General features: G+C 71.4%; 19 protein-coding genes. 7 read left to right on the top strand and 12 right to left on the bottom strand.

Annotated features, from left to right (window positions below; genetic code table 11):
- Positions 1-94: 94 nt before the first annotated feature.
- Positions 95-1423, bottom strand: a complete 1329-nt coding sequence (locus D7W82_RS10375; protein ID WP_120618185.1) for a hydroxymethylglutaryl-CoA reductase, degradative — start codon at positions 1421-1423, stop codon at positions 95-97.
- A 33-nt stretch (positions 1424-1456) separates the two neighbouring features.
- On the bottom strand, positions 1457-2515 hold the full coding sequence (fni, locus tag D7W82_RS10370) for a type 2 isopentenyl-diphosphate Delta-isomerase (protein ID WP_120618184.1): 1059 nt from the start codon (positions 2513-2515) through the stop codon (positions 1457-1459).
- A 151-nt stretch (positions 2516-2666) separates the two neighbouring features.
- Between fni and D7W82_RS10365 the strand changes: the two genes are divergently transcribed.
- The gene (locus D7W82_RS10365) at positions 2667-3086 is read left to right on the top strand and encodes a hypothetical protein (protein ID WP_120618183.1); all 420 of its coding nucleotides are present in this window, start codon (positions 2667-2669) and stop codon (positions 3084-3086) included.
- Positions 3087-3249: 163 nt separating this feature from the next.
- On the top strand, positions 3250-4206 hold the full coding sequence (locus tag D7W82_RS10360; RefSeq protein ID WP_120618192.1) for a zinc metalloprotease HtpX: 957 nt from the start codon (positions 3250-3252) through the stop codon (positions 4204-4206).
- Here D7W82_RS10360 and D7W82_RS10355 read toward each other — a convergent pair.
- Positions 4203-5051: a 2-oxo acid dehydrogenase subunit E2 gene (locus D7W82_RS10355; protein ID WP_120618182.1), complete on the bottom strand. Its 849-nt coding sequence runs from the start codon at positions 5049-5051 to the stop codon at positions 4203-4205. The two genes, D7W82_RS10360 and D7W82_RS10355, sit on opposite strands and share 4 nt — an antisense overlap.
- A 178-nt stretch (positions 5052-5229) precedes the next feature.
- Between D7W82_RS10355 and D7W82_RS10350 the strand changes: the two genes are divergently transcribed.
- A complete protein-coding gene (locus D7W82_RS10350; RefSeq protein ID WP_120618181.1) occupies positions 5230-6330 on the top strand; it encodes a cell envelope biogenesis protein TolA in 1101 nt (366 codons plus the stop codon).
- 66 nt (positions 6331-6396) lie between these two features.
- Here D7W82_RS10350 and D7W82_RS10345 read toward each other — a convergent pair whose 3' ends face one another.
- From D7W82_RS10345 to D7W82_RS40485, 3 genes are read right to left on the bottom strand one after another with little or no spacing between them, the layout of a single operon-like run.
- A complete protein-coding gene (locus tag D7W82_RS10345) occupies positions 6397-6888 on the bottom strand; it encodes a serine/threonine protein kinase (RefSeq protein ID WP_120618180.1) in 492 nt (163 codons plus the stop codon).
- An 11-nt stretch (positions 6889-6899) separates the two neighbouring features.
- Complete coding sequence (locus tag D7W82_RS10340; RefSeq protein WP_120618179.1) at positions 6900-7835, bottom strand: DUF2381 family protein; 936 nt, start codon at positions 7833-7835, stop codon at positions 6900-6902.
- Positions 7836-7856: 21 nt separating this feature from the next.
- Positions 7857-9374, bottom strand: coding sequence for a kelch repeat-containing protein (locus D7W82_RS40485; protein WP_158617631.1), 1518 nt, complete (start codon positions 9372-9374; stop codon positions 7857-7859).
- Between the two features lie 123 nt (positions 9375-9497).
- Here D7W82_RS40485 and D7W82_RS10320 point away from each other — a divergent pair, with 123 nt between their 5' ends.
- Together D7W82_RS10320 and D7W82_RS10315 are read left to right on the top strand one after the other, a co-directional pair.
- Entirely contained in the window at positions 9498-11039 is a 1542-nt protein-coding gene (locus tag D7W82_RS10320) for a HAMP domain-containing sensor histidine kinase (protein ID WP_120618176.1), read from the top strand.
- On the top strand, positions 11036-12355 hold the full coding sequence (locus D7W82_RS10315) for a pitrilysin family protein (RefSeq protein ID WP_120618175.1): 1320 nt from the start codon (positions 11036-11038) through the stop codon (positions 12353-12355). Before D7W82_RS10320 ends, D7W82_RS10315 begins: the two co-directional genes overlap by 4 nt.
- Here D7W82_RS10315 and D7W82_RS10310 read toward each other — a convergent pair.
- Complete coding sequence (locus tag D7W82_RS10310) at positions 12336-13661, bottom strand: lipopolysaccharide assembly protein LapB (protein ID WP_120618174.1); 1326 nt, start codon at positions 13659-13661, stop codon at positions 12336-12338. The genes D7W82_RS10315 and D7W82_RS10310 overlap by 20 nt on opposite strands.
- A 142-nt stretch (positions 13662-13803) precedes the next feature.
- Here D7W82_RS10310 and D7W82_RS10305 point away from each other — a divergent pair, with 142 nt between their 5' ends.
- Complete coding sequence (locus D7W82_RS10305; protein ID WP_223741836.1) at positions 13804-14046, top strand: hypothetical protein; 243 nt, start codon at positions 13804-13806, stop codon at positions 14044-14046.
- A 13-nt stretch (positions 14047-14059) separates the two neighbouring features.
- On the opposite strand, the gene D7W82_RS10300 is transcribed toward D7W82_RS10305, so the two are convergent.
- Both D7W82_RS10300 and D7W82_RS10295 read right to left on the bottom strand, forming a co-directional pair.
- Positions 14060-14659, bottom strand: a complete 600-nt coding sequence (locus D7W82_RS10300; protein WP_120618173.1) for an RNA methyltransferase — start codon at positions 14657-14659, stop codon at positions 14060-14062.
- Positions 14660-14722: 63 nt separating this feature from the next.
- On the bottom strand, positions 14723-15751 hold the full coding sequence (locus D7W82_RS10295) for an AraC family transcriptional regulator (RefSeq protein ID WP_158617630.1): 1029 nt from the start codon (positions 15749-15751) through the stop codon (positions 14723-14725).
- 133 nt (positions 15752-15884) lie between these two features.
- Between D7W82_RS10295 and D7W82_RS10290 the strand changes: the two genes are divergently transcribed.
- The gene (locus tag D7W82_RS10290) at positions 15885-17255 is read left to right on the top strand and encodes a cytochrome P450 (protein WP_120618171.1); all 1371 of its coding nucleotides are present in this window, start codon (positions 15885-15887) and stop codon (positions 17253-17255) included.
- A gap of 4 nt (positions 17256-17259) precedes the next feature.
- On the opposite strand, the gene D7W82_RS10285 is transcribed toward D7W82_RS10290, so the two are convergent.
- Genes D7W82_RS10285 through dapF form a run of 3 tightly spaced genes read right to left on the bottom strand, consistent with a single transcriptional unit; the run spans position 17260 to position 21520 of the window.
- On the bottom strand, positions 17260-18759 hold the full coding sequence (locus tag D7W82_RS10285) for a DUF4388 domain-containing protein (RefSeq protein ID WP_120618170.1): 1500 nt from the start codon (positions 18757-18759) through the stop codon (positions 17260-17262).
- A gap of 24 nt (positions 18760-18783) precedes the next feature.
- Positions 18784-20634 (bottom strand): response regulator, encoded by a 1851-nt coding sequence (locus D7W82_RS10280; RefSeq protein WP_120618169.1) that lies wholly within the window; start codon positions 20632-20634, stop codon positions 18784-18786.
- A gap of 34 nt (positions 20635-20668) precedes the next feature.
- Entirely contained in the window at positions 20669-21520 is an 852-nt protein-coding gene (dapF, locus tag D7W82_RS10275; RefSeq protein WP_120618168.1) for a diaminopimelate epimerase, read from the bottom strand.
- Between the last annotated feature and the right edge of the window lie 15 nt (positions 21521-21535).

The raw sequence follows: 21535 nt of genomic DNA, 5'->3' as shown, positions 1-21535 counted from the left end.
ACCAGGCACGCGAAGGGGGCGGGCGCCTTCATTCCGCGCCCCGCCCTGCCCCGTCAAGCGCTCCCTGTGTCAGGGGAGCGCCCGGGGGCGGACGTCAGCCGTTGGTGAGGGTGGCGACGGCGGGCGTCTCCGGCGGCAGGTTCGCGAGGATCTCCCGCGCCTTCTCCACCTTCACGTGCCCGGCCTTCACCAGCAGGTTGGCCACCTTCTCCACGTCCCCGCCGCGCGCGCCCGCCGTGACGGCGACGCTGCGCGCGTGCATGGCCATGTGGCCCTTCTGGATGCCCACGGAGCCCAGGGCGCGGAGCGCCGCGAAGTTCTGCGCCAGGCCCACCGCCGCGAACACCATGGACAGCTCACGCACGCTGGTGGCGCGCATCAGCTTGAGCGCCACCTGCGCGCCCGGGTGGATCTTGATGGGGCCGCCCACCAGCCCCAGCGCCAGCGGCAGCTCGATGCGGCCCACCAGGTGCCCCTCCTCCAGGTACCAGGTGGACAGCGGGCGGTACTGCCCCTTGCGGCACGCGAACGCGTGCGCGCCCGCCTCGATGGAGCGCCAGTCCTGCCCCGTGGCGATGGCCACCGCGTCGATGCCGTTCATCACGCCCTTGTTGTGCGTGGCGGCGCGGTACGGGTCGGCTTCCGCGAAGCGGCTCGCCTGCGCGATGCCCTCGGCGATGACCTCGCCCGGCAGGCCGAAGTCCGCCAGCAGCGGCAGCGGGATGCGGCACGTGGCGCGCGCGAGCCGCTTGTCCGCGAGGTTCGACAGGATGCGCAGGTACACCCGGCCGCCCGTGAGCTGCTCGATGAGCGGCGCCACGCCCTCCGCCATGGTGTTGATGAGGTTCGCCCCCATCGCCTCCTGCGCGTCGATGAGCAGGTGGACGATGAGCAGCGGCTCGCCGCGCGGCCCCTCCGGCGCGGGCAACAGGCGCACCTCCACGTCCTTCGCCCCGCCGCCGCGGGCCACCATGGCCGGGTGGAAGCTGTTGGCCAGGGCGAGGATTTCATCCTTCGCATCCAGGATCTTCTCGGACGCGCGGCCGGGGTCTCCGTAGTTGGAGACCTGCACCTGGCCGATCATCATCGACTCGTCGGCCTCCGCGATGAAGCCGCCCGACTCGCGGACGATCTTCGACGCGAACGACACCGCCGCCACGACGGAGGGCTCCTCCACGGCCATGGGCACCAGGTAGTCGCGCCCGTTGACGGTGAGGTTCAGGCCCAGGCCCAGCGGCAGGGAGAACGTGCCCACCGCGTTTTCGATCATCTGGTTGGCGATGGACAGGTCCAGGCCGTTCTCGCCGCGCAGCTGATCCAACTCCGCCTCGGTCAGCCGGAACATCTGGCCAATGCGCGCCAGGCGTTCCTCCAGGGGCAGCTTGTGGAATCCGGCGAGCCGGGACGTCACGGTGTCAGACATGTTCTTCCTTCCCAACCTGGGATCCACCCTGCATCACAACGCCGCCAACCAATCCTTCAACGCGCCGGTCACCACGCGAGGCCGCTGCCGCAGCTGAGCGACGGTGCGGCTGCCCGTCAGCACCAGCGCCTGGCGCAGGCCCGTGAGGATGACCTTCAGCGCCTCCTCCGCGGCCGGCAGCCCGCCCTGCTGCTGGGCCCGGAACAGCGGCAGCGCCATGCCCGCCAGGTCCGCGCCCAGCGCGAGCACCTTCGCGGACTCCAGCCCGCCGCGAACCCCGCCGCTGGCCACGAGCCGGACCTCCGGCCCCACCGCCTTGCGCACGCTGGCGATGGCCGCCGCGGTGGGGATGCCCCAGCCGCTGAACTCCTCGCCCACCTGGACCTGCGAGCCCACCGCGCGGAGCTGCTCCACGCGCACCCACGACGTGCCGCCCAGCCCGGAGACGTCCACGTTGCGCACGCCCAGCTCCACCAGGCGCCGCGCCACGTCCGGACCGATGCCGCACCCGGTCTCCTTCACCAGCAGCCGGTCGCCCATGGCGCGCGCCAGCTCCTCCACCACGCGGTAGCCGCCGCGGAAGTCGCGGTCGCCTTCCGGCTGCGTCAGCTCCTGGCCCGCGTTGAGGTGCAGCGCCATGCCGTCCGCGCCAATGGCGTCCATCAACCGCCGCACGCCATCCACGCCCAGGCCAATGGCCTGGTACAGCCCGATGTTGCCCAGGAGCGCCACCGTGGGCGCCACGTCGCGCACCGCGTACGACGCCGTGCGCGAGGGGTGCTCCGCCATGGCGCGCTGGCTGCCCACGCCGAAGGCCAGGCCGTGCCGCTCCGCGAGCAGCGCCAGGTCCCGGTTCACCGCGCCCGCGCGGTCCGTGCCACCCGTCATCCCGGTGACGAGCAGCGGCGCCTGCAGGCGCTTGCCCAAGAACGGCGTGGACAGGTCCACGTCCTCCACCGCCATCTCCGGCATGGCGCAGTGGATGAGGTGCACGCACTCCAGCAGCGTGGAGTTCTGTGCCGGTTCCACATCGCCGGTCGCGCACAGGTCGAGGTGGGCATCCTTCCGTCTGGCTGTCGTCTCGTCGCCCATGTCGCTGAAAGCCACCCGCGCTGTCGCTGCAAAAAACCTGTAAGCCTGGAAGGTCGTTAGGTTCCTACCAAGCGCCAGGGCCGAGGTGCAAGCCAAAGGGCCCCACCGGCCGCCCTCCGGGTGTGAATGGACGCGGTGGCTTCTGGACGGTATGAGCGACCGCGTGAGCGCGCCGGACAACAGGGTCGTCGTCTTCCTGCACAGTGGCGAATACGACCGGGTGCACCAGGGGCTCTCCATCGCGGCGGCGGCGACGGCCGCCGGGCGGCGTGTGGAGGTGTACCTGTTCTGGTGGGCGCTGGAGCGCTTCCTCCTGGACAGGCTGGACGAACCAGACTTCGCCGGCCGCGAGGACGTGGCGGACCGCTTCGAGGCGCGGGGCATGCCCACCGTGCGTGCGCTCCTCGAGCACGTGCGCGAGTCCGGGCTGGGCACGGTGGCGGGCTGCACGGGCTCGCTCGGTGCCCTGGGGAGCGAGTCGAAGGCGGGCGACAGTGGCATTGACGTCTGGCTCGGGTGGAGCGCCATCCTTCAGCGTACGGCGGGCGTGGCGGATCGTTTCTATCTTTAAGGCCGGCACTACCTTTGGGACGGGCGGCAGCCGGGGCCATGGGCCTCCGGGGTAGCCTGGACCCGTTACGTTGACGCCCCCTTGCTCCTGCTTACGTTTCGTGTGGCCCCCATGGCGGGGCGAAAGGCACGGAACGAGGAACATGGCGCAGCGTGACCCCCACATGACAACCCGAGGACCGGCCGCACCGGCGCTCAAGGGCGGCGGGTGGCACCGGCTGGGCAATGCATTGAAGACGACCGTGCTGCTGGCGGGCTTGACGGGCCTGGTGCTCGTCATCGGACAGCGGCTGGGCGGCGCGCAGGGGCTGATGATGGCGGGCCTCTTCGCGGTGGTGATGAACTTCGGCTCGTACTGGTTCAGCGACCGCATCGCGCTGGCCATCCACGGCGCGCAGCCGCTGTCCTACGAGCAGGCGCCGTGGCTGCATGAGATGGTGGAGCGGCTGTCCGCGAGAGCGGGCATGCCGAAGCCGAAGGTCTACCTGCTGCCCACCGCGCAGCCGAACGCGTTCGCCACGGGCCGCAACCCGAGCCACGCGGCCGTCGCGGTGACGGCGGGCATCATGGACATCCTGGACCGGCGCGAGCTGGAGGGCGTGCTGGCGCACGAGATTGGCCACGTGCGCAACCGGGACACGCTCATCGGCACGGTGGCGGCGACGCTCGCGGGCGTCATCAGCTACGCGGCGCAGATGCTGTTCTGGTTCGGCGGCAGCATGCTCAGCCGCGGCGACGACGACAGGGACGGTGGCGTGGCCGGAGCGCTGTCGAACCTGGGCCTGCTGCTGGTGGCGCCCATCGCGGCCACGCTGCTGCAGCTGGCGGTGAGCCGCTCGCGCGAGTACGGCGCGGACGCCACGGGCGCGGAGCTGTGCGGCGACCCGGACGCGCTGGCGAGCGCGCTCCTGAAGATGGAGCGGAGCGCGGAGGTCATGCCGTATGACCGGGCCCCCGCGACGTCGCACCTGTTCATCGTCAACCCGCTGCACCGCGGCGGGGTGATGTCGCTGTTCTCCACGCACCCGCCCATCCCGGAGCGCGTGCGCCGGCTGCGCGAGATGAGCGCGAGGATGGGCCAGCGCGCCCGCGGCCGTGGCGGCTGGGAGTACGCGTACTAGCGGCTCGTAGGAAACGGAGCATCCGGCGGGGGACCGAAGGCCTCCACCGGGTGCTCCAGCATCTCGCGCAGCGTGCTGGCGATGACGCCCGCGTGGTAGCCGTCGAGGAAGCGGTGGTCGAAGGACGCGTTGATGTTCATCACGTGTCCGGGCACCACCCTCCCCTCCTCCACCACCGCCACCTCGCGCACCGCTCCGGGCGCGAGGAAGATGGGCACGCGGGTGAAGGGCGCCAGCGGCAGGTACGCCGTCTCCAACCCCAGCTCGCCCACGTCCACCACCACCGCGGCGCCGAACGGATCCCTGGGCAGGCCGAGCCACGACGGATCCACGTTCAACGTGTACGTGAGGAACGACACGAGCCCGGTGAAGCGGTGCAGGAGCAGGTGCGGCACGCGCGCGAGCAGGCTCCGTCCCTGCTCCACCTGCGCATCCCGGCCCTCGCGCACGCGCGCCGCGGTGGACTCCACCTCCAGCGCCAGCGCGTGCACGGACTTCTGGTCCACGTCCTCGATGCGCACGGGCGTGAGGCCGCGTTGTTCAGCGCCGGGGAGCACCGCGCACACGGTGATCCGCTGGCGCAGGTAGATGCGCTGGTAGCGCAGGAGGGCGTTGGCGTCCGGGCAGCGGCGCAGCGCTTCGCCCATGGCCTTGAGGACCAGGTGGGTGGCGGTGAGCCGCACGCCGGTGCGCTGGTGGATGGTGTCCATCCAGGCGAGCGCCGCGTCCATGCGCACCGCCAGCGTGCCGTAGACCGTGGGGTCATACGCGGTCGCCCAGCTGCCGATGGCGAGCTTGCGGAAGCTCGACACGTCCCGCTTCGGCTTCAGCTCCAGGTGCGCCATGGGACGCGAGCGTGCCCCAGGATGGCGCTGACTGGGGAGCCAGAATGCAGGCGGACGCCACGACCCGGCCAGCGCGGCGGGTGGGGCCCGCCGGGTTGCCTGCCAGTGAAGCCTTGACGCGCCATGTCCCAGCGGTAGGCTGCCCCGCTTTTTGCATCTTTCTGTGGAGGTCGTTCCCTTGCTGGTTGCACTCATCCTTGTATCGATCGGGTTCGCCGTGACGCTCGGTCTGCTGCTCTTCGGAGACAAGAGCGGCGCTGGTGCCAACGCGGGCCGTCCCTCGCTCTCTTCTTCCTCTTCCGCGCCGTCGTTCCGGGGCGAGCTGGAGTCCGAGAGCAAGGCGCGCGCGAAGGCGGAATCGGAAGTCCAGCGCAAGCAGAAGGAGCTGGACGAGCAGCGCGCGCAGCTCCAGGAGGTCAAGGAGCAGCTCAAGCAGACCAAGCGGAAGCTCTTCGAGCAGAAGGAAGGCGAGAAGGGCTCGAACGACCTGGTGAAGGCCCGCGCCGAGGTGGAACGCAACGCCAGCATCCAGCTGGAGCAGACCCGCGCGGAGCTGTCGCAGGCCCTGACGGAGAACGCCCGGCTGCGCGCGGAGACCGAGTCGCGCAATGGCCCCCGCCGCCGTGAGGCCCCCGCGCAGACGACCGCGCCCGCCGCCGTCCCCGCCGCCGCTGTTCCGGCCGCGGCTCCGGCGGATCAGATCGCCGCGCCCGCGAGCGAGCCCGTGGTGAGCGCGGCGGTGGCCGTGACGCCCGCGCCCGTCGCCCCGGCGGAGCCCGTGCGCCGCTACCGCGAGCTGAACGACGCGGACCGCGAGAAGATGAACCGGCTGGAGCAGGCGGCGAACAAGGACCGCGCGCGCGCCGCGGAGCTGGAGAAGGAAGTCCGCCGCCTCAAGGGCCGCGCCGACACGCACGCGCGCATCCTGTCGGTGACCAAGTCCGAGGCCGACCTGGGCAAGGACAAGTACAAGGCGCTGGAGAAGCGCCTCAACCGCACGCTGCTGGAGCGCGACCTGCTTCGCCGGGCCATCAAGGACCTGGAGAAGAAGACGGGCATGCTCGCGGACCGCACGGAGCTGACGCCGGACGAAGTCGCCGCCAGCGACCAGCGCAGCGACGAGCAGGCCCGCGCCCGCGCCGAAGCAGAGGCCCGCGCCACCGCCGCGGCCACGCCCACGGAGGCCCCGGCCGCCACCGAGCCGACGGCCGCCACCGAGCCGACGGCCACCACCGAGGGCGAGGCGAAGCCCTCCGAGGCCCCGCCGTCCAACGCCTGAGCCGCACCCCGGCGTGAAGCACAGAGGCCCCGCGGTCCCCTCACCGGGACGCGGGGCCTTCGTGTTTCAGCGATAGGACTCGACGATGTCGACGCCCGCCGAGGAGAACTCCAGGATGGCCGTTCCTGGCTTGGAGTCGGGCCGCTTCCGCAACTGCCCCTTGGAGAGCCGCGCCACGGCGCAGATGGGAATCTTGTCGCCGTCGGGTGGATGCGCCTCGTAGTACCGGACCACCACCTGGGGTCCTCCGGTCCACACCCGCCCGTAGAGACGGGTGGTCGTTTCAAGAGGCCCGAGGCTGGAGATGAGCATGCTCTCCACGGGGCCGTCGTAAAGCGTGATGGGGCTGACGTCGTCCTGATTGATGTCGAGCGTGACATTCGCTCCGTCACCCACGCGCAGACGGAGGATTCGCATCGTGTTCAGCGCGTCCTCGGGGCAGTCCTCGGGCTTGGGCGTCCCATCCGAATGAAGCCCCACGCCCCCTCGGGTCGTGGTGCAGCCCAGCGACAGGGCCAGCACGAGGGCAACCGGGGACCACTTGCGCGGTGCGTTCATGTCGCGTCGATCTACTCCCGGATGAAACGCTGTTCCAGGACGAGGTAGGCCTGCGACAGGCCGTCGGACCGGAACAACTCCAGCGCCAGTTGCTCCAATCCCTGTGGTGACTGGAAGGCGCTGTCGTCAGCGACGACGGCGATGCGGCCCATGGCGCCCGGAGCAATCTCCTCCTGCTGCATGCGCAGCGCGAACGCACGTGAGTTCCCGCCGGAGACCGTGGACAGCCGGGCCTCCATCATCCGCCAGGGCTTCTTCGCATCGCGGTTGGTCAGGGTGAACAACACCGCCATCTTCGGAAGCGTCTTGCTGGAGAGCACCTCCACCAGGATGTCCGCCCCTTCTTCCTTGAGGCGCCAACCCTGGCGGCGGGTGAAGGGCGTGTGCTTGAGGTTCCCCTGGGCCAGGAGCGTCGCGAGCGCATGATCCGCGGAGAGTTCCTCCACCCGCAGGCGCTGGTTCTCCTCCTCCAGGGCGCGACGCTGTTTGAGCGAGTCCATCAGCGTCGAGTACATGGCGTCATAGCCGCGCGGGTCCTCGAACACGTTCACCTGTTGATCCACCGCGTTCCGCCCTCCCTCCTCCGCGGGCTTGAGCAGGAACGGCACCTGCTTGCCGTTCGCGAGCGTCACCAACAAGGGAACACCTTCGTCCTCCCCCAGGTCCCGGAGAGGCTCCACGACCACCTTGCGACCACCCACCAGCAGCGGCTCGAACCGGCCCTCCCACGCCAGCATGCGGGTCCGCGCGGGGTCCACGGACGTCTCGAAGCGGAGGACGGTGGCCACCTTCCCCCTCACGTAGAGGGTGGGCACGGAGTCCGACGGGTGCTCCGACAGCAGCACCGTGCGGATCGCGAACTCCTCCTGCTCACGCGCGCTGGCTTCCGCGGTCGTCAGGAGAAAGGCCAGGGCCAGAGCAAACCGGGCAGGCAGACAGTCCCTCATGGGACCTGGAGCGTAGCAGCTTCAGTCGCGCGGGGGCGGCATCACCACCAGGGCTTCGGTGTTGGCGCGGGTCTCCCCGGTGCTGTCGTCCACGCCGCCCACCACGAGCACGGAGCCGTCTGGCAGCGCGGAGCACGTGTGCCACACGCGCGGCTGCGGCATCAGCGTCAGGCCCAGCACGGTGGCCTGCGCGCCCGCGTACAGGGTGATCAGCTCCGCCCACGGGACCGCGTACGTCGTGCCGATGCCGGTGCCCCGTCCGCCCAGCGCCACCACCCGGCCGTCCGGCAGCGACACCGCGCACGGGTTGCTCCGGGGCATCAGCGCGGGGCCGTCGCTCACGGCCATCACGTCCTCCAGCATTTCGGAGGCGCCCACCGCCCGCGCGTCCAGGGTGGGCTCCACGTCGTCGAAGCCGCCCATCAACAGCGGGCGCGGGGCCTCGTCCGGCCGTCCCAGCACCGCCACGGTGGCGCCCACGCGGGGTACGCGCAGCCGGGGCGGCGCGTTCGACAGGCGCTCCAGGTCCGTCCCACTGAAGCCGACGGCCACGACCTCCGCAACGGGCCCCTGGGTGTCCGCGCCGCCCGCAATCAGGAAGGTTCTTCCGTCCGCCATCACCGTCAGCGTCGTGTCGACGCGGCGCACCTCACCGGCCACCTCCACGAAGCGGCCGGAGGCGCTGTCGAAGGCCTCCGCCGTGAACACCCCGCTCCCTTCCGTGGCACGCCCGCCCACCAGCAACACGTGGCCCGCCGCATCCACCGCCGCCGAGTGCTGATAGCGCGCCACCTTGGGCGTGAGCTCACTCACCGCGCCCGTCGCCACGTCCACGAGGCGCGCCGTGGACTGCAATGACACCGGGGCGAAGGACTCCGCGCCGCCCGCCAGGAACACGCGGCCATCCGGCAGCAGCGACGCCGTGTGGAACGCCCTCGCGCCCACGTCCGGCCCGGCGCTGAACGTGCCGTCCGCCGGGTCGAACACCTCCGTCGTCCCCGACACGGGCCGCGTCCCGTTTGCCTCTGGCAGATAGCCCCCGGTGATCAACACCCGTCCATCCGGCAGCGTCGTGGCCGTGTGCGCCGCGCGCGCTTCGGCCGGCAACGAGCACGTCCTCGGGTCCGAAGCCAGGTTCACCGGCACGAACTCCCCCAGCCGCCGCAGGAACACCCGCACCTTGGGCGCCTGTCCCTCCGCCACGTCGAACGGCGCCGTTCGGCCCACCGACACCAGCTGTCCGCCCTGGCCCGGTGCCCCCACGTAGGCCCGCACCTCCAGCACCCGCGCGCTCCCCGGCGGCAGGGCCGGCACGTCCTCGGGTGCCCACTCCACCGTCGACACCCGCTCACGGGGCGTGTCGATGCCCGGCCCCGTCACGCGGAAGCGCAGGTGCGTCACCCCGGACAGTGGCTGGGTGCCGGCGCAGGAGTCGGTGAGCAGGTCCAGGGCGGGGCGGACCTCCTTCTCCCCGCAGGCGGGGGTGAGGGACACCAGGGCGGCGGCGAGGAGCGTGGAGCGGACGAAGCGCGGAGCCATGCGGTGGACGCTACCAGCCCTCCTCCCTGGAGAGGTGGAGTCCAGGCGGCCGGAAGCAGGCGGCGCGGCGGGGATTGCGCTGTAATGCGCCCGCGCCAGGACGTATGTCCTGTCCCCTCCTCCATGAAGCTCTCGCTCGCCACCCGCATCTTCCTGGGCTACGCGCTGGTGCTGCTGACGTTCGGGGCGGTGTCCCTCTTCAGCGTGGCGGAGCTGCACCGCAACCGGCTGGAGATCCGGCTCGTCAGCCAGGGCTACCTCCAGCTGTCCCAGGACGCCGCCGCGCTGGAGACCTTCCAGACCAGCCAGGAGAAGGACACCGAGCGCGTGCTGGAGCAGAACAGCGTGGAGACGCGCCGCGCGCTCATCCGGCTGGCGAGCCTGTACTACGCGCCCCAGATGGCCCAGCGCCTGGAGGCCGCCCGCGCCAAGGCCCGCGAGGTGCTCACCTTCGCCCCGGAAGGCGAGGTGCCCTTCGTGATGGAGCTGGACTCACGCTTCGCGGAGCTGTCACGCAACTCCAAGGCCTACGGCCACGCGGTGGAGGCCGTCTTCACCGCGCTCGCGTCCGAGTCCCCCGAAAGCCAGGAGGTGGCGCGCGCCACCAACGAGCTGCGCCAACTGGAGAGCGTCATCGGCCGTGAGCTGCGCGTGCTGCGCGCGACCTTGACCAACCGCATCCGCGAGCGCGTGGACGGCGCGGAGGAGCGCGAGCGCAGGACGGGCCTCACCATCATCGCGCTGTCCATCATGGCCATTGGCGTGGGCGTGGGCGTCACCGCCTGGTCCGCCCGCACGCTGCGCCCGGTGCGCACGCTGATTGAGGGCGTGTCCCGCATCGGCCGGGGTGACTACTCCGCCCAGCTGGGCGTGCGCGGCGAGGACGAGGTCGCGCTGCTCGCGCGCGAGTTCGACCAGATGGCCCGCTCGCTCCAGGCGCGCGAGGCGCAGCTCAAGTCGCAGGCGGAGGCGCTGATGCGCGCGGAGCAGCTGGCCGCGGTCGGCCGCATCTCCGCTCAAATCGTGCACGAGGTGCGAAACCCCCTGTCCTCCATCGGCCTCAACGTGGAGCTGCTCCAGGACGCGGTGGACAGCGCTCGATTCGATTCGCAGGACACCGCCACGGAGGCGCGCGAGCTGCTCTCCGCCGTCACCCATGAGGTGGACCGCCTCACCGACGTCACCGAGCAGTACCTGCGCATGGCCCGCCCCGCCCGGCCGGACCTGGAGCCGGAGGACATCACCGCGGTGCTGGACGGCGTGCTCGACTTCACCCGCGAGGAGCTGGTGCGCGCGGGTGTGGAGGTGGTGCGCGACTTCGCGCCCGGCACGCCCCGCGTGCTCGCGGACCAGGGCCAGCTGCGGCAGGTGTTCCTCAACCTGCTTCGCAACAGCCGCGAGGCCATGCCCACCGGGGGGCGGCTCACGGTGGCCACCGTCCCGCGTGAAGGGGACGTGGAGGTCACCGTGCGGGACACCGGCGCCGGCATGACGGAGGAGGCCCGCCGCCACCTCTTCGAGCCCTTCTTCACCACCAAGGAGGGCGGCACGGGCCTGGGGCTCGCGGTGAGCCAACAGATCCTCCAGGCCCACGGGGGCTCGCTCTCCTGCCAGAGTATTCCCGGCCAGGGGACGACCTTCGTGTTAAGGCTTCCTCGCGCATGAGCTTTACACCGTACCGGGACGTGCTGCCCTCCGGGCTGCGCGTCGTCACCGTCGAAACGCCCCACCTGCACACCGCCCTCCTGGCCGTCTACGTAAGGACCGGCAGCCGTCATGAGACGGTGGAGAACAACGGCGTCAGCCACTTCCTGGAGCACCTCTTCTTCCGGGGAAGCGAAGCCTGGCCGGACACGGTGAAGATGAACGCGGCCGTGGAGGAGGTGGGCGGCAACCTCAACGGCGCCACCACCCGCGACCACGGCTACTACTACACCCCGCTGCACCCGTCGCACCTGAGCGTGGGCCTGGACGTCATCGGCGACATGCTCACCCGCCCCCGCCTCACCGACATGGAGGTGGAGCGGCAGATCATCCTGGAGGAGATGCTCGACGAGGTGGACGACAAGGGGCGCGACATCGACCTGGACAACCTGTCCAAGCGCCTGCTGTTCCCCGGCCACCCGCTGTCCCTCAAAATCGCCGGCACCCCTGAGTCCGTGAAGGCCCTCACCCACGCCCAGGTGCTGGAGCACTTCGCCCGGCACTACGTGGCCGGCAACCTGGTGGTGTCCGCCGCGGGCAGCGTGAAGCACTCGGAGGTGCTGGCCCTGGCCGAGCGCGCCTTCGCCCACCTGCCCAAGGGCAGCGCCACCACGGAGAGCGCGCCGCCGCCGCTGGGCCCCGGGCCGCACTTCCACTTCGTCTCCCACGACGAGTCGCAGACGGAGTTCAAGCTCACCTTCCGCGCCGTGCCGGAGCAGCACGAGGACTTCCCCGCGCTCCAGATTCTGCGGCGCCTCCTGGACGACGGCCTGTCGTCGCGGCTGCCCTTCGAAATCGTGGAGAAGCGCGGCCTCGCGTACTCGGTGCAGGCGGGGCTGGACACGTACCACGACCTCAGCCTCTTCGAGATTGAAGCGGCCAGCGCGCCGGAGAAGGCGTCGCTCGTGGTGGCGGAGTCGCTGCGCGTGCTCTCCGAGCTCTGCGAGAAGGACGCGAGCGAGGAGGAGCTGAACCGCGCCAAGCGCCGCCACCGGATGCTGCTGGAGTTCTCCCAGGACTCGCCGGGGGAGCTGGCCGGGTGGTTCGGCGGCGTGGAGCTGTTCCGCCGTCCGGAGACGTTCGGCCACCGCGCGGATCAGGTGGACCGCCAGACGGCCGCGCGCGTGCGGGAGGTGGCCCGGCGCTACTTCACGCGTGAGAACCTGCTCGTGGTGGCGGTGGGCCAGCGCAAGGGGCTCAAGGCGCTGGAGAAGGTCGTCATGGACGCGGAGGGGCTGCCCTCCCCCGCGCCCGCCGTCAGCGCCGCCCGCGGATGATGACGGGCCCCGTCGGGGCCTTCTTCTTCTTGGGCGTCGCCTTGTCGATGGCCTTCTGGATGCGCAGGTACTCGGGGTTCTGCGGCTCGCGCTTCAGGGCCTCCTCGATGAGCTTCTTGCCGCGCGGCAGCTGCGTCTCGAACCGGGCGTAGAGGTTCGCGAGCGCGGCCTTCTCCTCCACGGTCGCCTCGTTCAGGCTCGCCAGCCGCTCCAGCACCTCCTGCGCCTCCGGCTTGCGGCCGGCCTTCAGGTGCAGCCTCCACAGGCGTGACAGCGCGGGCGGGAAGGCGGGCTCCGCCTTGAGGGCGAAGCGGTAGCTGTCCTCCGCCCCGCGCGCGTCGCTCTGCTCCTCCAGCACGCGGCCGCGCACGTACAGCGCGCGGGCGAAGCGCGGGCGCAGGTGCAGCGCGCGGTCCACCAGCTGCTGGGCCTCCGACGCGCGGCCCTGCGCGCAGACGATCTCCGCCAGCCACGCGACGGCCTCCGCGTTCTCCGCGTCGTCCTCCAAGAGCTTGCGGAGCGCGCCTTCCGCTTCGGCCGGGCGTCCGAGCGCCATGAGCACGCGGGCCTTCATCGCCACCACATCCGTGGTGTCCGCGTCCTCGGGCGGCACGGACTGGAGGTCCGCTTCCGCCATGTCGTTGACGCCGCTCATCAGGAAGTAGCGCGCACGGAGCAGCCGCGCGGGCGTGAAGCTGGGGGTGCCCTGGAGCACGCGGTCCATCAGGTTGGCCGCGAGCAGCTCCTCGCCCTTCATGAGCAGGATCTCGGCCTCCACCGTCTTCGTCGGCGCGTCGTCGGGGTTCTCCCGGAGGATGCGCTCCAGCGTGGTGAAGGCCTCGTCCGGGTGGCCCTGCCGCGCCTGGAGGCGGGCCAGCGATAGGATGTCCTCGTTGGACAGCTTGCCCTCGTCCCTCAGCGACACGAGCGTGGAGATGGCCTGGGGAATCTGCCCCTCCCCCATGTACAGGTCGGAGAGCTGCTTCTGGATGACGGGGTCGGTGCCCGGGATGAGGCCCTCCGCCTGCTTGAGCGTGAGGATGGCCGCGCCCGGGTTGCCGGCGCCCTGGTGGGCCCGGGCCAGGAGGAGGAGCGGCTCCACGCTCTCTGGCGCGGCGTTGGCGGCCTTCTGCAGCTCGGAGATGGCGCGGACGTACTGGCCCTTCGTGAGCGCTTCACGACCCTGGGACAGGGAGTTCTGGACCTGGACGGCCTGTTTCTGCGCGGCCGCCGTCTCTGGGTCCTTGCAGGCAAGCGGCAGGAGCAGGACGAGCGTCCAAGGACGGGGGAAAAATCGATGGGGCATCGCTGAGGGACAGGGTAGCGGATGTTATCCTTCTCCGTCGATGGACCCCTTCGTGCGCCGCCTCGTGGAGAGGCTTCATGATCCCAGCCGGCCGCTGTCGCGGAACCGGCATTTCCACACGTTCGACACCCCCGAGGGTCGAATGGCGCTGAAGGTGTTCCGCCGTCTGCGCAGCCTCCAGCAGGACATCCTGGCCTGTCACAAGGAAGGCCGCCGCGCCCGCATCTCCCGCCAGGTCAACCCGGACGGCGACCACCGCATCGAGCTGTGGATGGAGCGCGTCGCGGGCCGCCGCGTGTCCATGCTCCAGCCCGCGGAGTACGAGCTGCTCGCCCGGCTGCCGGGTGTCCGGGACGCGCTGGAGATCCTGGACGAGGCTGCCTGAAGCCCCGGCGCCGCTAGAAGACCCAGGGCCCCAGGCCCGTGGGTGCCCCGTCACATGCGGCCCTGAGCCGCGCCTGGGCGTCCTCGTAGGAGAGCCGGGCCGCGTCCGCCTGGAGCGTGGGTGACGCCCAGTCCCGCCACGAGCGCAGCACCGCGACGTGGCGGCCGTCTTCCTCCTGCGCCTCGGAGAAGTGGACCAGCAGCCGTTCCTCCAGCGCCTCGCGCGCCTTGGTCCACGGGCCTTCCTTGTCCAGGGGGACGCGCTTGTCCCGCTCCACGGTGGAGAGCAGCGCGCGGGCGTCCGGGGACAGGCCCTGGAGTGACGGACGGCGGCGCGAGGGCTCCATGGCGACGCGGTAGACGGCGGGCCAGAGCGTGAGGTCCACGAAGGCGACCTTGCCCTCCACCAGCCGCACCGCGAGCACGTCCTTCGACGCGCGCAGCATGCGCCCCAGCCGGTACGCGAGGCGCCCCTTCGCGTGGTCGCGCCAGCTGCCGGTGGGCCTGCCGCCCATGACCTGTTCGACGAGGGACGTGGGCCCGTGGGTGGGCACCTCGGTGATGACGTGGCGCGTGCGCACCAGCTCCTCCGCGTCCCTCAGCGTCTTGATCATCCGTGCTCCCCTCCTGTGGAGAAAACATTCCGCGCGGCGGACGGATTCCGGCGCCTGCCTCCTTCAGGGCTTCGCGGCCTGGGACACCTGCCACTGTCCCGGCGGCATCCCGCTCCAGCGGCGGAAGGCGCGGGTGAAGGCACTGGGGTCGCTGAAGCCCAGGAGGAAGGCGATCTCGAAGTGGGGCAGCTGTCCGTCGCGCAGCAGTTGGAAGGCGCGGTCGCGGCGCACGGCGTCCTCCAGGCCCGCGAACGTGACGCCCTCCTCTCGCAGGCGGCGCTGGAGCGTGCGCTCACTCACCGCGAGCCGCGCCGCCACGTCCGCGGGGATGAGGTCCCCCGTGCGGGGCTGGGCCGCGAGCACCTCCGCCACGCGCTCGCGCCAGGAGCGGACCTCGTGGGCCTCCACCCGCGCCAGCTCCGCTTCGGCGCGGGCGTGGAGCAGGTTGCCCAGCTCGATGTCCGCGTGGCGGATGGGGAGGTTCGCGGCGGCCTCGTCGCCCTGCACCAGGTTGGCGCTCGCGCCGTATTCGATGCCGACGCCGAGGAACTCCTCCACGGCCGGCGAGGCCGCATGGCGCGGATGCGTGACGCACACGCGCGTGGGGCGCCAGTCCTCGCCGCTGAGCTCGCGGCCGCTGGCCACCATCGCCACGAGCAGCCCCTCCACGGGGTGCTTCAGGCGCGAGGCCCATTCATCCCGCGGATCCAGCTCCAGCTCCACGCGCATCATCCCGGGCAGCTGGAGGACGCGCCACGTCGTGCGCGGATCCAGCAGCGCGTGGATGCGGCAATAGCGCTGGAGGGACGTGCGCAGGTCGGGGCTGTTGACCAGCACATAGCCCACGAGCCCCACGTGGGTGGGCTCCAACGCCTGCGCGAGCCGTACGGCCAGCGGCTCGGAGCCGCCCACCTCCACGAGCAGGGTCCACACGCGCTGGAGCGCCGCGTAGGGAACCCGCACGTCCGGCCGCGCGAGCAGGGCTTCATCCACGCCCACCGCTTCGAGCAGCCGCTCCCGGGCGATGCCCAGCGACATGCCCACCTGGAACAGGGGGCGGAACAGCGAGGATTGGAGCGTCTGGGGACGCATCGCGGGCCAGCATGGCCTGACGTCCCCTCGCCTCGCAATGCGCGGTGGCGCCCGCGGACAATGCGTTGGCGCCCCGGGACCATGCACGCCGGGCATGTGGGGCGCGATACCTCCCTCCAGGAGGAAGCGCCCGATGACCACCGCCGCCGCCACCGTCACCCGCCAGCCCCCAGGCCCCAGGGGCCATCTGCTCATGGGCATCCTGCCCGACGTGCGCCGCGACCTCCTGGGATGCCTGGGCACCCTCCATCGCCAGTACGGAGACGTGGTGCGCTACCGGCTGGGCCCCATGCGCTCGCACCTGGTCGCGCATCCGGACGCCGTGAAGCACGTGTTGCAGGACCACGTGAAGAACTACACGAAGGACCACCTCACGTACCGCATGGGCCGGTGGATCACCGGCAACGGCCTGCTCACGAGCACGGGGGACTTCTGGCTCCGGCAGCGGCGCCTGGCCCAGCCCGCCTTCCACCGGCAGCGCATCGCGGGCATGGCGGCGGGGATGGTGCGGCAGACGCAGGGGCTGCTCCAGCGCTGGGAGACGGCCGCCGCGGACGGCACGCCCGTGGGCATCAACGAGGAGATGATGCGGCTGACGTTGGCCATCGTCGGGGAGGCCCTCTTCGGCACGTCCGTGGAGGCCCAGGCCGGACAGGTGGGCGCGGCCTTCACCGAGCTGAGCCAGCAGATCGCCGAGCGCTTCCGCACCTTCCGCATGCTGCCGCCCGTGCTGCCCACCCGCTACGACCGCGCCTTCCGCGACGCGCGCGCCACGCTGCTGGGGACCGTGCGGGGCATCATCACCACGCGGCGCGAGCGCGGCGACGACACGGGCGACCTGCTCTCCATGCTGATGCTCGCGCGCGACGAGGACACGGGCGAGGGCATGACGGACGAGCAGCTGGGGGCCGAGGTGATGACGATGCTCCTCGCCGGCCACGAGACGACGGCCACGTCGCTGAGCTGGGTGTGGGGACTGCTGGCGAAGCACCCGGAGGTGGAGGCCCGGCTCCATGCGGAGCTGGACGCGGTGCTGGGAGGACGCACGCCCACGGTGGAGGACGTGCCGAGGCTTACGTACACGAAGCAGGTGGTGGAGGAGGCGATGCGGCTGTACCCCGCCGCGGTCATCTTCAGCCGCGGCGTGGAGGAGGACGACGTCATCGGCGGCTTCCGCATCCCGAAGGGGACGTCGGTGGACGTGAGCCCCTACGTCACGCAGCGCCATCCGGAATTCTGGGAGGAGCCGGACGCGTTCCGCCCGGAGCGCTTCGCCCCCGAGGCCGCCGCGAAGCGCCACCGCTTCGCGTACTTCCCCTTCAGCGGCGGGCCACGACAGTGCATCGGCAACAGCTTCGCGATGATGGAGGCACAGCTCGTGCTGGCCACCGTGGCCCAGCGCTACCGCCTGCGCGAAGCGCCCGGCTTCACGCTGGAGCCGGATTCACACCTGACGCTGCGTCCGAAGGGCGCGCTCCCCATGTACCTGGAGCGCCGGAGCTGAGCACTCACTGAGGCGTCACGGACGCGCGCTGCACCTGCGTGACGCCGGGCAGCGTGGGCGCGGGGTTGAGCGCCTGGACCAGCATGGCGCGCAGGGCCTCCGTGAGGTCTTCACCGGGAGCGATGACACCCGCCGGGGCGCCCTGCAGCGGCCCGGGGACCTCCGTGCCCACCACCACGATGGGGATGCGGACCTCCCACGCCAGGTAATGCGCCAGCCGCACCGCCGACTCCGAGGTGTCCATCAACAGCGCGCCAATGGACCCCGCGCTGAACGGGCGCCACAGCGGGCGCGCGGCCTCCGCGGGCGGCAGCACGCAGAAGTCCACGTTGAGCACGTCGCTCAGCTCCAGGCGACCCAGCGTCCCGAAGCCGCTCTTCACCGCGGTGGGGTCCGCGGACATCGCCTCCAGCCCCGGCACCCGCGCCAGGATGCGGCGCGCCGCGGACGAACCACTGCCACACACGAAGACCTTCGCCGTCGCCACCTTCGTCAGCGTCCGCGTGCGCAACAGGCGCCCACGCAGCGCGTGCACCTCCGCCGCGCCGATGAGGTCGCCCGCGCCCAGGTTCTGGCCTTCGCTCTCCGTGGGGCGCGCCACGCCCTTCTGGAGCAGCGTGGACAGCACGCCCAGGACCTCCATGTCCGTCGCGGGCGCCAGGTCCAGCACCTCGCCCAGCGCGCGGGGCTGGCGCAAGAGCTCCATCACCTGCGCCGTCACCGGGTGCTGCTCCTCGGACAGGTCCACCTCCGGCGCCAGCATCAGCCGCGTGTGGCGCGGCGGCAGGCCCGGCAACAGGCGGTTCACCTCGTCCGACTGGCGCATGCCCTCCAAGAGCGCGTCGTCCATCGCGCGGTTGATGCGCGGACGCGCGGCGCTGGTGCCGGGCGTGAAGGTGAAGTTGCCCTCCGTCCACGACAGGAGCCGGAACAGCGCCTTCTCCCCTTCCACCCTCCCCAGCCGCGCGTTCACCGTGCGGCCGTCGGAGACGGTGATCTCTCCGCGCTCCGCCCCGCGCTCCAGCGCCAGGCGCCCGTTGCGCTTGTTCATGCCCAATATCTGCATGAGGTCCGGGATGCTGAGCTGGCTGAGCGAACCTTCGATTTCCTGCTGCTCGCTCTTGAGGTCCTTGGCCGCTTCGTTGCGGCGGAAGATGTGCTCGATGCGGCTGAGCACCTCATCCAGGTTGAAGGGCTTGCGCAGCGTGCCGTCCCGCATGCCCCGCGCCCGGTCCGAGTCCAGGCTGGACGTGGTGAGCACCACCGGGATGTCTTCCGTGCGCGGGTTGGTGCGAAGAATCTGCACGAACGTACGCGCGTCCAGGAGCCGGCACGCCTCGTCGAAGAGCGTCAGGTCCGGGTGCCGGAGCACCGCGACCTCCAGCGCCCGCGAGCCATCCGGCGCGTAGTGCACCTGATAGCCCTTCGTGCGCAGCGCCCGCGACAGGGCGCGCACCGAGTCGAGGTCGGGGTCGGCGATGAGGATCTTCCGCACCTGGGCCAAGGTCGCTTGCTCCGCTTCGTGACGTCAGTAGGGCTGCAGGTCGTATTCGGCCTGCAGCTTGGAGATGAGCCCGTCCACCACCGCGGTGTCCGAGGTATGGAACCCCCACGTCGCGCCCCGCCCGCGCCGTTGGATGAGCGCGTACGACGCGCTCTCCGACAGCCAGAGGATGAACTCGTGGCGCGCCACCCGCTCATCCCCTTCCAGGAACACCGGCGTGAGCGCCGCGTGCGATTCCAAATCCACGCGGCGGCCCAACAGGTAGATGCGAGACGACAGGTCCGGCGGCGCCTGCTCCAGCCCCACCGCCAGCGGCAGGTCCGCGCGGATCTCCGGGCCGCCCACGTAGAGCAGCCCGCGCGAGCCCGGATCGCGCACCAGCTCCCGGGCGATCTCCACCTGGAGCTCGTCGAAGAGCACGTCCGCCACCTTGCCCCGGCGGCTGGGCTCCGCGCGGTCGTCCGTGGGCAGGCGCGGGCTGTTGGGCGTGCCCAGGAGCAGATCCACCTCGTCCCAGAACGGCAGCCCGTCCAGCATCAGCCTGCGCTGGAGCGACGCGCGGCGCTCGTCCATGCGGCGGCGGCAGCGGTGCACCAGCTCGTCGAAGTCCTCGCCGTCCTTGGGGAACGTGCTGGCCCCGCCCACGAGCGCCAGCGGCAGGCGCTGCTCCACGTCCTGCACCTCCGGCTCGTCGCGCACGGCGGCGACGGCGCGGCGCACGAACATCATGGCGCCGAAGAAGTCCGTCTCCGGCAGCAGGAGGTAGAACTCCTGGTCGCTCGCCTTCGCGATGACGTCCGAGTCGCGGATGATTTTACTGAGCGCCTTGATGATGCCGCGCACCGCCTTCTTCGCGTCCTGCGCGCCCAGCCGCACGCGCACCAGCGGGAGGTTGTCGATGCTGAAGGTCAAGAGCGAGAACGTGCGGCCGTACCTGCGCGCCTTGTAGATCTCCTTGGACGCGTAGTCGGTGAAGTAGCTGAGGTTGTACGCGGCGGTGTCGCGGTCGCGCAGGCCCAGGCGCTGGAGCGCCATCAGCTTGCGGCCGTTCTTCACGCCCACCGCGGCGAAGTCCGCCAGCACCTTCGCGTCGCGCGTGTGCTCCAGGCGGAAGTCGCCGGTGAGCGGGTCGGACAGCTGCGCCAGGCCCATCACCTCCCCGGCGGCCACCAGCGGCACGTACAGCACCGGGGAGCGCTCATCGCGCGCGAGCCACGGAGCGGCCTCGCGCAGGCGCAGGGACAGCGGCCCCTCCGGGCTCATCTTCTCCGGCAGGAACTGCTTGTCGAGCAGGCCCCGGTAGGAGCGCAGCGCCAGGTCTCCCCGGTCGTCCACCACCCACAGCGCGGCGCTCTGCGCGTCGCACACCGCGCCCAGGTCCGCGATGACGCGCTCCTGGAGCCACTCCAGGTCCGGATGGGAGAGCAGCTCCAGGCAGCGCTGCTGGAGGTTGTGGAAGCGGGCGAACTCCAGGTTCTCGTCCTGGAGCCGGGCGCGCTCGTGGCGCAGCTGGGCGCGCTCCATGGCGCGGTCCACCGCGAGCAGCAGGTCCGACTCCTCCACGGGCTTGACGAGGCAGTCCGCCACGCCCAGGCGCAGCGCGACCTCCGAGCCCTGCACGTCGTCGCGCGTGCTGACGAGGATGACCTCCTGCTCCGGGTCGCGTTCGCGAAGGCGCGCGGTGAGCGAGAAGCCGTCCACGCCGGGCATCACCACGTCGGTGAGCACCAGGTCGAACGTCGCCCGGCCCACCTCTTCCAGGGCCAGGGTGGCGTTCTCCACCGCCACCACGCGGTGCCCCCGGCGCGACAGCAGGTCCGTGGCGAGTTGTCGGAAGAACAGGTCGTCGTCGACGACGAGGATGGGACCGGCCACGGCGCTCGGGGGGCGAAGGGAGGAAAGACGAAGGCTATCGGGCCCTTGGAAGCGCGACAACGCCTTCGAAGACGAAGGCCACCGGGCCTCGGAGCCGGATGTCGGACAGGTCGTCCGGAACGCGGATTCTCAGGTCGCCGCCCGGCAGCGTGACGCGCAGCCAGGCATTCGAGGGCAGGCGCTTCGCCAGCACGGCCGCCACGGCGGACGCACACGCCCCCGTGCCGCAGGCCTGGGTGAGGCCGCAGCCGCGCTCCCAGACGACGACGGTCAGGCCGTCCTCGTCCACGCGGACGAACTCCACGTTGGTGCGGTCCGGGAAGGCGGGGTGCCGCTCCAGGCCGGGGCCCAGGCGCTCGGCGGCCTCCAGGGGCTGGTCCAGGAGCACCAGGTGCGGGTTGCCCATGTTCACCGCGGTGCCGAGCAGGCCCTCATGGCCGGGCACGGGGGCGCCCACGAAGGGCTGGCCGGTCGTCCCGGAGGGCAGGTTCGCGGCCACCAGCCGGGCCGGGCCCATGGAGATGTCCACGCCGACGACGCCGCCGTCGCCGTAGCCGGGCTCGCAGGTGAGCACGCCGGCCCCGGTCTCCACGTCGATGAGCGCGGGGTGCTCGCCGGAGTGGTCCACCAGATACTTCACCGCACAGCGCAGGCCGTTGCCGCACATCTCCGCGATGCTGCCGTCGGCGTTGTGGACGACCATGCGGGCAAGGCCGCGGGACGACGGAAGGAGGGCGAGCACCCCGTCCGCGCCGATGCCCCGGCGCCGGTCGCACAGCCAGCGGGACTGCTCCGCGCCGATGTCCACGCCCGTGCGGCGCCGGTCCAGGACGACGAAGTCGTTGCCCAGGCCGTGGTACTTGAAGATGCGTTCGCTTGCGTCCACGGGAGGAAGTGTAGA

This window comes from Corallococcus sp. CA049B (assembly GCF_003611685.1).
Classification (GTDB): domain Bacteria; phylum Myxococcota; class Myxococcia; order Myxococcales; family Myxococcaceae; genus Corallococcus; species Corallococcus coralloides.
The sequence above is the reverse complement of the archived record's forward strand: the minus strand, read 5'-3'. Positions and strand labels throughout refer to the sequence as shown.

What these genes read in the sequence shown, in the direction of transcription:
- D7W82_RS10290 (WP_120618171.1), top strand. Translation starts at nt 15,885, where the DNA reads ATGACCACCGCCGCCGCCACCGTCACCCGCCAGCCCCCAGGCCCCAGG.
- D7W82_RS10305 (WP_223741836.1), top strand. Translation starts at nt 13,804, where the DNA reads ATGGCGCTGAAGGTGTTCCGCCGTCTGCGCAGCCTCCAGCAGGACATC.
- D7W82_RS10360 (WP_120618192.1), top strand. Translation starts at nt 3,250, where the DNA reads ATGACAACCCGAGGACCGGCCGCACCGGCGCTCAAGGGCGGCGGGTGG.
- D7W82_RS10295 (WP_158617630.1), bottom strand. Translation starts at nt 15,751, where the DNA reads ATGCGTCCCCAGACGCTCCAATCCTCGCTGTTCCGCCCCCTGTTCCAG.
- D7W82_RS10365 (WP_120618183.1), top strand. Translation starts at nt 2,667, where the DNA reads ATGAGCGACCGCGTGAGCGCGCCGGACAACAGGGTCGTCGTCTTCCTG.
- D7W82_RS40485 (WP_158617631.1), bottom strand. Translation starts at nt 9,374, where the DNA reads ATGGCTCCGCGCTTCGTCCGCTCCACGCTCCTCGCCGCCGCCCTGGTG.
- D7W82_RS10345 (WP_120618180.1), bottom strand. Translation starts at nt 6,888, where the DNA reads ATGAACGCACCGCGCAAGTGGTCCCCGGTTGCCCTCGTGCTGGCCCTG.
- D7W82_RS10315 (WP_120618175.1), top strand. Translation starts at nt 11,036, where the DNA reads ATGAGCTTTACACCGTACCGGGACGTGCTGCCCTCCGGGCTGCGCGTC.
- D7W82_RS10340 (WP_120618179.1), bottom strand. Translation starts at nt 7,835, where the DNA reads ATGAGGGACTGTCTGCCTGCCCGGTTTGCTCTGGCCCTGGCCTTTCTC.
- D7W82_RS10320 (WP_120618176.1), top strand. Translation starts at nt 9,498, where the DNA reads ATGAAGCTCTCGCTCGCCACCCGCATCTTCCTGGGCTACGCGCTGGTG.
- D7W82_RS10375 (WP_120618185.1), bottom strand. Translation starts at nt 1,423, where the DNA reads ATGTCTGACACCGTGACGTCCCGGCTCGCCGGATTCCACAAGCTGCCC.
- D7W82_RS10300 (WP_120618173.1), bottom strand. Translation starts at nt 14,659, where the DNA reads ATGATCAAGACGCTGAGGGACGCGGAGGAGCTGGTGCGCACGCGCCAC.
- fni (WP_120618184.1), bottom strand. Translation starts at nt 2,515, where the DNA reads ATGGGCGACGAGACGACAGCCAGACGGAAGGATGCCCACCTCGACCTG.
- D7W82_RS10355 (WP_120618182.1), bottom strand. Translation starts at nt 5,051, where the DNA reads ATGGCGCACCTGGAGCTGAAGCCGAAGCGGGACGTGTCGAGCTTCCGC.
- D7W82_RS10310 (WP_120618174.1), bottom strand. Translation starts at nt 13,661, where the DNA reads ATGCCCCATCGATTTTTCCCCCGTCCTTGGACGCTCGTCCTGCTCCTG.